The sequence below is a fragment of the Yoonia sp. genome (assembly GCF_046292185.1).
GTDB lineage: Bacteria > Pseudomonadota > Alphaproteobacteria > Rhodobacterales > Rhodobacteraceae > Yoonia.
Map to the genome: position 1 here is coordinate 1 of NZ_JBKBQY010000129.1, position 6,919 is coordinate 6,919.

Sequence of the window (6,919 nt, forward strand, 5' to 3'; positions counted from 1 at the left end):
GATCCGTCCCAAACGCCGCGATCCGCTGGAACGCCTGCACACGATTGCGGGTGAACAGGGCGTAGACGCCGCCCGGCTGGTGCTGGTGCCTGCGGCGATGGATGATGCGCGTTTCGGCCTGCCCGGGGCCGATTATGCCAGCCTGGCGCAGAATACCCGGTCGGTGATTCACTGCGCGGCAATGGTGAATCTTGCCGTGGACCGCGATCATATGGAAAGCTGGTCGAAGGCCGGGATCAGCAATATCCTGCAATTCTGCGCAGACGCCGGGGCGGATCTGCGGTTTTCATCCTCGACGGCGGTCTTCGCCGATCAGGGCGGGCGCTATCCCGAGGGGGTTGCGACCGCTTTCCCGGAAATTTCCGGCTATGGTGCGGCCAAGGTCGCGGCAGAGGCGCTGATCGCCGAGTCCGGCGTCGATGCGGCGGTGGTGCGGTTGCCGTCGCTTTATGATCTGGAAAATCCCAATCCGAACGACATCTATGAAATCATCATGGCAGCCTGCGCCGGAATGCAGGCGGTGCCCGAGGGGCTGACCTTTCGCATGATCGCCGTGCAGGCCGCCGCGCGCTTTCTGGCCGATCTGACACGGGCAGAAGGGCTGCGCTATTTCAACCTGACGCCGGATATTTATGCCAGCCCGCCTGATATGCCGGTGCTGCCGGTGGAAGTCTGGCTGCGCGACGCGCCCTTGTCAGACGGGGAACGCGCGCTGATCGCTGCTGATCTGTCGGTCCTGCGGGCGACTGCGACGCTGACCCATGATGCGGCCAGTGCGGCGTGGCGGCAGATCACGGGTGAGGGTTTCGATGCTGTGTCTGACCCTGACGCGCTGATCGCGGCGCGGCTGGGGTCAGTGCCGCATCACCACAATGATCCGGCGTTTACCTGAATATCTTCCATCGTGATCGCGCGGCCCGCGTCGCTGACCAGAAAGGCCACAAGACCCGCGATTTCCTCTGGCTGGACCAGTGCGCCTTGCGGGTTCGACGCCTCGTATTTCGCGCGGATATCGGCGCGGGGGGCGCCGGTTTCGGCGATTTCCTGATCGATGAATTGTTTCAGCATTTCGGTTTCGACCCAGGTCGGGCTGATGCTGACGCAGGTCACGCCATGCGCGGCCCCTTCAAGGCTGACACAGCGCCCAAGGCCCAGCAGCCCTGCCTTTGACGCGCAATAGGCGGCATTGTTCGCCATGCCTTGATGCGCCGCAACCGAAGCGAGGTTGACGATCCGCCCCCAGCCGCGCGCCTTCATGCCGGGCAGCACGGCGCGGATCATCTTGAACGTGCCGGTCAGATTGGTGTCGATGGTCGCATCCCACAGATCGTCGCTATGGCCGATCACGGGGGATTCTTCATAGACACCGGCGGTGTTGATCACGATATCGACCTGTCCATGCGCCTGCGTCACCTGCGCGACAAAGGCATCCACGCTGTCGGTGCTGCGCACATCCAGTGCTGCGACCAGCACCGGCGCGCCGATGGAATCGTGCAGGGCGTCAACCGCCGCCTGATCGCCACCGCGCCGCGCGCCGATGCAAATCGTGATGCCTTGCCCATGCAATACCTTGGCAATGGCAAGGCCCATGCCCGACAATCCGCCGGTGATGATCGCTGTTCTGGTCATGATGTCCGCCTGTGTGCTGGGGTTGCTTTGGCCCCCCTTATGTCCTGATCGGGGCCAAGGTTTCAACCAAAGCGGGCGGCTATTCTTTGCGCTGCGCCATGATCTGTCCCAGATTGTCTTGGATACAGGTAGCCAGCGCATGGACCTTGGCCGCCACCGCGACCCCCAGCGGGGTCAGATCGTATTCCACATGCGGCGGCACGACCGGATGCGCTGTGCGGCGGACAAAGCCGTCTTCCTCCAACAGTCGCAGCGCCTGTGTCAGCATCCGTTCCGACACCCCGCCGATCCGCCGCCGCAGCGCGCTGAACCGCAAGGTGCCGTCCTGCAGGGCGATCAGCACCAGCACGCCCCAGCGGCTGGTCACATGGTTCAGCACCTGCCGCGACGGGCAAAGGTGGTTCAGGACATCGGGGGTCAGGTCTTTGGCCATTTTAATACTTACAAAAATGTGGGTACTTCCTTTTCGTGCGTATGCCGTTATCTGTGCGGTGTCAATCAATGAACGGAGCTTTCCATGACCATCGCCATAACCGGTGCCACCGGCCAACTGGGCCGTCTGGCCATCGCCCACCTTAAAACCCTGACGGACCCCGCGCAGATCATCGCCCTTGCGCGCGATCCGGCCAAAGCGGCGGATCTGGGTGTCACTGCCCGCGCCTTTGACTATACCGCGCCCGACGCCATGGCGGACGCGCTGAACGGCGTCGATGTGCTGGCGCTGATTTCCTCCAGCGATTTCAACGACCGGGTGGGCCAGCACCGCAATGTCATCAACGCCGCCAAGGCCGCAGGCGTCGGGCGGATCATCTATACCTCGATCCTGAAGGCTGACGTGTCGCCCATGCTGATCGCTGCCGACCACCGCGCGACGGAACAGGCGATCCGCGATGCCGGTCTGACGGCGACGATCCTGCGCAACGGCTGGTACAGCGAAAACTGGACCGGCAATCTGGCGGGTGCGATTGATGCCGGGGCGCTGATCGGGGCGGCGGGGGATGCGCCCTTTACCCCCGCGACGCGCGGGGATTATGCGCAGGCCTTGGCGGTGGTCGCCGCCGGTGACGGGCATGAAGGCCAGATTTATGAACTGGCCGGGGATGAAACGATCACCCTGTCCGATATCGCCGCAGAGGTGTCGCGCCAGACCGGCAAGCAGATCCCCTATAACAACCTGCCGGGGGATGTGTATCAGGGCATTCTGGAAAGTTTTGGCCTGCCTGCGGGTTTTGCCAGCGTTCTGGTCGATGTGGATGTGAAGGCGCATGAAGGCTGGCTTGCTGATACATCCGGTACGCTGAACAGGCTGCTGGGCGGGCCGACCACGCCGCTTGCGCAGGCCGTGCGCGCAGCACTTGCCTAAGTCCGGGTGAAGACCGCCATCTGGCTGGCCCCCCCGAGGGTCGGATGCGCGCCCGCGATATCATGGAAACTGGCGGTATAGCCCGCCACGACGGCCGCGCGCCCGCACCATTGGCGGAACCGCGCGCGGTCCCATTCAAAGCGATGATCGGGGTGGCGCCTCCGGTGGCTGGGCACCCCCAGCAGCGGGTTGAATTCGGCATTCGGCGTGGTGATGATGATGGTTGTGGGGCGCAGGACCCTGAACAGCGCCCGTTCCAGCCGTGAGAGTTGATCAGGGTCGATATGTTCGATGGTTTCCAGCAGCACCGCGCAATCATAGCCTGCCAGATCCCCCGTCGGATCGATCATCGAGGCGTGGCGCACATCGACCTTGCCTGCCTGCACATCCAGTTGCCGCAACTTTGCCCGGAGCCGGTCGAGTGATGCGGTGCAGATATCAAGTCCCACCAGTTCCGTCAGGTCCGGCATCAGGGCCAGCCGCACGAACAGATCGCCGTCGCCGCACCCCAGATCAAGCACACGTGCTGCGCCGCTGTCGCGGATCGCTTTCAGGACGGATTGCAGCCGGTCTTCGTGCAAGTAAGTGGTCATGCGTCTCTATCGCGGGGGATGGCGCAAAAGGCAATTGCCGTGACGCGCTTGGATCATGGTCAGGGTGCCGGTGATACCGGACCATGCTCTGTACTATGATTCCCGCGCCACATGTCGTATTGGCCCCCGAAACAAAATGATCAGCTTTGACCGATACCCGCCCGTGAGGTTGGAAGGACCGATGGAAACAACAGATATGCAGCTTTCAAAGGCATCCCGCCTGTCCGTCGCGCCGATGATGGATTGGACCGACCGGCATTGCCGGATGCTGCACCGGCAGATGTCGCGGCATGTGTTGCTTTATTCCGAGATGGTCACGGCGCCGGCGGTCATTCACGGTGACCGCGACCGGTTGATCGGCTTTGATCCGGCGGAACATCCTGTTGCCCTGCAGTTGGGTGGGTCTGATCCCGCCCTGTTGGCGCAGGCGGCGCGGATTGCGCAGGATATGGGCTATGTCGAGGTGAACCTGAATTGCGGCTGTCCGTCCGACCGGGTGCAATCGGGGTCGTTCGGCGCGGTGCTGATGGAAAATCCGGCGCTTGTGGCGGAATGCGTGGCAGCGATGATCGCGGCGGTGGATATTCCCGTCACGGTGAAATGCCGGATCGGTGTGGATGATCAGGACCCGGCAGAGGTGTTGCCGGAATTCATCGCGCGTGTCGCCGCCACCGGGGTTGACCGGTTTTCCGTCCATGCGCGCAAGGCGTGGTTGCAGGGCCTCAGCCCCAAGGAAAACCGCGATATCCCGCCGCTTGACCATGACCTTGTCATCGCGATGAAGGCGCTGTTTCCGCATCTGCATCTGTCCGTCAATGGCGGGATCACATCGCTGGATCAGGCGCAGGATTTTCTGGATCGCGGGCTGGACGGCGTGATGATCGGGCGCGCGGCCTATCACACGCCCTGCGATATCCTGCTGGATGCCGATGCGCGCATCTATGGCGACCCCACCGGGCGCAGCGCCGAAGAGGTGGTGCATCTGATGCTGCCCTATATCGCGGATCATCTGCAGACCGGTGGCCGTCTGGGCCAGATCACCCGGCATATGCTGGGGATGTTCCAGGGGCGTCCGGGGGCCAAGGCCTGGCGGCGGCATCTGTCGGAAAACGCGCATCTGGCCGGGGCGGGGCCTGATACCGTGCTGGCGGCCTTGTCTTGCGTGACAGACAAGGCGGCCTGAGCGCGGCGCGTTCCGGCTCTGGTCTTTGTCTGCGACCGCGTGTAGCGATAGCGCACATCAGGCGGGGAGAGAGCAGATGCCAGAGACGATGTTACTGATCCAGATGGGTATATTCCTGCTGGTTATCGGGGCCTTTGCCGGGGTTCTGGCCGGATTGTTGGGTGTTGGCGGCGGTATTGTTCTGGTTCCGGCGTTCTTTTACGCTTTTGCAGGGTTGGGCTATGACAGCCCGCAACTGATGCAGATGTGTCTGGCGACATCTTTGGCGACGATCATCGTCACCTCGGCGCGGTCGGTGATGGCGCATCACCGCAAGGGCGCTGTGGAATGGACTATTCTCAAGACATGGGCGCCGGGGATTGCAATCGGCGCCTTGATCGGGGTGCTGGTCGTCGCATCGCTGCGGTCGGATACGTTGCAGGCGATCTTTGGTACGCTGGCGGCGCTGGTGGCACTTTACATGATTTTCGGCAAAAGCACATGGCGGCTGGGCACCATCATGCCGGGGGGTATCACGCGCGCGGCGCTGTCGCCTGCCATCGGGTTTCTGTCGGTGCTGATGGGGATCGGCGGCGGGTCTTTCGGCGTGCCGACGATGACCTTGTTCGGCGTGCCGATCCACCGGGCGGTGGCGACAGCGGCGGGGTTCGGGGTGGTGATCGCGGTGCCGTCTGCGGTTGCATTCCTGTTCGTGCCCATCGACGTGGCCCCCCCATTGACCATCGGCGCGATCAATCTGGTGGCCTTTGTGCTGGTCATCGCAATGACACTGATCACGGCCCCCTTGGGCGCGCGCCTGGCGCATTGGATGGACCCTAAACCGCTGAAACAGGTGTTTGGCGCATTTCTGGCGCTGGTCGCACTGAACATGCTGCGCAAGGCGTTGGGCTGGTAGCGATCAGCCGCGCTGCTGGCGGTAATCGGCCAGGGTCTTGCCCTGTTCGCCGACGAAAAGGCTGGGCAGGACCCGCAGCGCCGTGATCCTGTCCACCCGGATCACATCGAAATCGCGGCGCTTTTCGCACCAGACAACGCAGGTCCAGAGCCGCCCCCAGTAATCCAGTTCCAGGGGTCGGACGATCCGCGCCTCGCCCTGCGCGGTCAGTTCCAGCTTTTGCCGTGTGCGGATCGCCTGCCGCATCCGTGGCAGATGCTGAAAGCCGCGTGTTGCCTCGGCAAAGGGGTAGATCGCGAAACCATGCACGGCGGCGCTATCGCCGGGTTTTTCGGGCATCACCGCATCCAGTTTTGCCAGCAATTGCCGCGCCGCCTGCGCCAGTTCGGCATCATCGGCGGCACCGACGGCGGACAGGCCCAAATGCAGCGCCTCGACCTCTGTCAGGGTCAGGTTCAGCGGCGGCAGGGTGATTGCGGCGGTGACGCGATAGCCGATTCCGCGTTCGCCGGAAATCGGCACGCCAGAGGCGGCAAGCGTTTCCATATCGCGATAGATCGTGCGCAAAGACACATCCACCGCCTGTGCGAGATCCTGCGCGCGGTGCAATGTCCCGTCGCGCAGGATCTGTACCAGTTGCATCAATCTGTCGGCGCGGCGCATGATTTTTCCGGTGCAAAATGGCAGTTTGTGCCAATTTTCTGGCAACTGACAGTTTTTTGGCACAAGAACCGGAATTGTCATAGAAAAAAGGGGGTCAGCGCGATCACTTCTTTGGAATAATATCTTCCCTCGGTCGTTATAACCGCGTAATCATCCCTATCTGTTACAAGGCGAACCCCGCCAAAGGAGAGAGACATGCTCAATAACATCGGCCTTCCCGGCCTTCTTTTGATCGCCGTTGTCGTGCTGGTCCTGTTCGGGCGCGGCAAGATTTCCAGCCTGATGGGCGAAGTCGGCAAGGGCATCACCGCGTTCAAACGTGGCGTCGACGACAGCAAGCGTGAACTGGACGACAGTCTGGCTGAACCCCGCGATGTCACACCCGAAGACCAGAAAACCAAAGACAAAGTCTGAAACATATCCTGAAAGGGTAGGGCCATGTTTGGTCTCGGCATGAGCGAAATGGTGCTGATCGGCATCGTGGCCCTGATTGTGATCGGGCCAAAGGATTTGCCGGGCATGTTCCGCACGATGGGGCAATTCACCGGCAAGGCCCGTGGCATGGCGCGGGAATTTTCCCGCGCGATGGAAGC

General features: G+C 62.5%; 10 protein-coding genes. 6 read left to right on the forward strand and 4 right to left on the reverse strand.

All coding sequences use genetic code 11. From position 1 onward, the window contains the following. Positions 1 to 892: SDR family oxidoreductase (locus ACK4TM_RS16390; RefSeq protein WP_409703292.1), on the forward strand; the 892-nt coding region annotated here is incomplete at its 5' end. On the opposite strand, the gene ACK4TM_RS16395 is transcribed toward ACK4TM_RS16390, so the two are convergent. Continuing rightward, on the reverse strand, positions 865 to 1,629 hold the full coding sequence (locus ACK4TM_RS16395; RefSeq protein WP_409703295.1) for an SDR family NAD(P)-dependent oxidoreductase: 765 nt from the start codon (positions 1,627 to 1,629) through the stop codon (positions 865 to 867). The genes ACK4TM_RS16390 and ACK4TM_RS16395 overlap by 28 nt on opposite strands. A gap of 79 nt (positions 1,630 to 1,708) precedes the next feature. Further along, positions 1,709 to 2,062, reverse strand: a complete 354-nt coding sequence (locus ACK4TM_RS16400) for a winged helix-turn-helix transcriptional regulator (protein ID WP_409703298.1) — start codon at positions 2,060 to 2,062, stop codon at positions 1,709 to 1,711. Positions 2,063 to 2,146: 84 nt separating this feature from the next. Between ACK4TM_RS16400 and ACK4TM_RS16405 the strand changes: the two genes are divergently transcribed. After that, on the forward strand, positions 2,147 to 2,992 hold the full coding sequence (locus ACK4TM_RS16405) for an SDR family oxidoreductase (protein WP_409703301.1): 846 nt from the start codon (positions 2,147 to 2,149) through the stop codon (positions 2,990 to 2,992). Here the strand turns inward: ACK4TM_RS16405 and ACK4TM_RS16410 are convergent. Beyond that, the gene (locus ACK4TM_RS16410) at positions 2,989 to 3,585 is read right to left on the reverse strand and encodes a methyltransferase domain-containing protein (RefSeq protein ID WP_409703303.1); all 597 of its coding nucleotides are present in this window, start codon (positions 3,583 to 3,585) and stop codon (positions 2,989 to 2,991) included. The genes ACK4TM_RS16405 and ACK4TM_RS16410 overlap by 4 nt on opposite strands. A 181-nt stretch (positions 3,586 to 3,766) precedes the next feature. Here ACK4TM_RS16410 and dusA point away from each other — a divergent pair, with 181 nt between their 5' ends. Together dusA and ACK4TM_RS16420 are read left to right on the forward strand one after the other, a co-directional pair. Further along, positions 3,767 to 4,768, forward strand: coding sequence for a tRNA dihydrouridine(20/20a) synthase DusA (dusA, locus tag ACK4TM_RS16415; RefSeq protein WP_409703306.1), 1,002 nt, complete (start codon positions 3,767 to 3,769; stop codon positions 4,766 to 4,768). Positions 4,769 to 4,844: 76 nt separating this feature from the next. Then, entirely contained in the window at positions 4,845 to 5,663 is an 819-nt protein-coding gene (locus ACK4TM_RS16420; RefSeq protein WP_409703309.1) for a sulfite exporter TauE/SafE family protein, read from the forward strand. Between the two features lie 3 nt (positions 5,664 to 5,666). Here ACK4TM_RS16420 and ACK4TM_RS16425 read toward each other — a convergent pair whose 3' ends face one another. Beyond that, positions 5,667 to 6,326, reverse strand: coding sequence for a helix-turn-helix transcriptional regulator (locus ACK4TM_RS16425; protein ID WP_409703312.1), 660 nt, complete (start codon positions 6,324 to 6,326; stop codon positions 5,667 to 5,669). A 195-nt stretch (positions 6,327 to 6,521) separates the two neighbouring features. On the opposite strand from ACK4TM_RS16425, the gene ACK4TM_RS16430 reads away from it, so the two are divergent. Further along, complete coding sequence (locus tag ACK4TM_RS16430; RefSeq protein ID WP_409703315.1) at positions 6,522 to 6,740, forward strand: twin-arginine translocase TatA/TatE family subunit; 219 nt, start codon at positions 6,522 to 6,524, stop codon at positions 6,738 to 6,740. 24 nt (positions 6,741 to 6,764) lie between these two features. Continuing rightward, positions 6,765 to 6,919, forward strand: a 155-nt coding sequence (gene tatB, locus ACK4TM_RS16435) for a Sec-independent protein translocase protein TatB (RefSeq protein ID WP_409703318.1), incomplete at its 3' end; no start/stop codon positions are given.

Coding starts and splice junctions, on each gene's coding strand:
- ACK4TM_RS16395 (WP_409703295.1), bottom strand. CDS start 1,629: ATGACCAGAACAGCGATCATCACCGGCGGATTGTCGGGCATGGGCCTT.
- ACK4TM_RS16400 (WP_409703298.1), bottom strand. CDS start 2,062: ATGGCCAAAGACCTGACCCCCGATGTCCTGAACCACCTTTGCCCGTCG.
- ACK4TM_RS16405 (WP_409703301.1), top strand. CDS start 2,147: ATGACCATCGCCATAACCGGTGCCACCGGCCAACTGGGCCGTCTGGCC.
- ACK4TM_RS16410 (WP_409703303.1), bottom strand. CDS start 3,585: ATGACCACTTACTTGCACGAAGACCGGCTGCAATCCGTCCTGAAAGCG.
- dusA (WP_409703306.1), top strand. CDS start 3,767: ATGGAAACAACAGATATGCAGCTTTCAAAGGCATCCCGCCTGTCCGTC.
- ACK4TM_RS16420 (WP_409703309.1), top strand. CDS start 4,845: ATGCCAGAGACGATGTTACTGATCCAGATGGGTATATTCCTGCTGGTT.
- ACK4TM_RS16425 (WP_409703312.1), bottom strand. CDS start 6,326: ATGCGCCGCGCCGACAGATTGATGCAACTGGTACAGATCCTGCGCGAC.
- ACK4TM_RS16430 (WP_409703315.1), top strand. CDS start 6,522: ATGCTCAATAACATCGGCCTTCCCGGCCTTCTTTTGATCGCCGTTGTC.